At 65.1% G+C, this 900-nt stretch carries 1 pseudogene; it reads left to right on the top strand.

Going from position 1 to position 900, the window contains the following annotated elements:
• Window positions 1–900, top strand: a pseudogene (locus tag F6X37_RS38160) (type VI secretion protein VasK); the annotation flags it as partial.

The raw sequence follows: 900 nt of genomic DNA on the forward strand, positions 1-900 counted from the left end.
CGAACCTGAACGGGGCGATCGATCAACTCACCCGTCTCGCCGACGCGCAGACCTCGCCGCTGATCGCGCTGATGAAGTCGGTGCAGTACCAGGCGCAGGCGGGACGACCCTCGCAGGCGCTGACCGACACGCTGGTGCGCAAGGCACAAAGCCTGATCGGCAACAACGACGACGCGAATGCCCCGACCGTCAATCCGCTGGACAAGTCATTTGGCCCGCTGCTTGCATTGATGGGAGAGAGCGGCGTTGCAGCGACGAACAGCGGAAACGGCAAGGCCGGTGCATCGACGAACGTCGCGCTGAGTGGCGTCAGCCTGTCGCGCTATCTGACGGCGGTCACCACGATGCGTCTGAAGCTGCAGCAGATCGCAGGCAGTCCCGACGCACAGGCGATGGCGCGCTCGCTCGCGCAGGCGGTCTTCCAGGGCAAGCTCTCGGAGCTGTCTCAGGCGCGTGACGATGCGGCGCTGACAGCCGCAAGTCTCGGCTCCGCATGGGCAGGCTTTGGCAACGCGGCGTTTGCGCAGCCGCTCGAAGCCGCGTGGCAGACGATCCTGCAACCGGCGGCGGCCAGCCTGAACGAGGCGTGGCGCGCGAGCGTCGCCGCACCGTTCAATGCCACGATGAGCGGACGCTATCCGTTTTTCGACACGCAGGCTGATGCATCCTTCGCCGAACTCGGCCGCTTCGTGCGTCCCGACACCGGCCTGGTCGCCCGTTTCATCTCGACGCAACTCGCGGGCGTACTCAAGCTCGAAGGCGATCACTGGACACCGAACGAACTGGCACCACAGGCACTCCAGTTCGATCCGAAGTTCCTTGCAGGCCTGCGCCAGCTCTCGACGGTCGGCGCGCAACTCTACATAAAGGGCGATGCAAACGAGCGCTTCGAGATGATGG

Source organism: Paraburkholderia sp. 31.1, from assembly GCF_014397645.1.
GTDB lineage: Bacteria > Pseudomonadota > Gammaproteobacteria > Burkholderiales > Burkholderiaceae > Paraburkholderia > Paraburkholderia tuberum.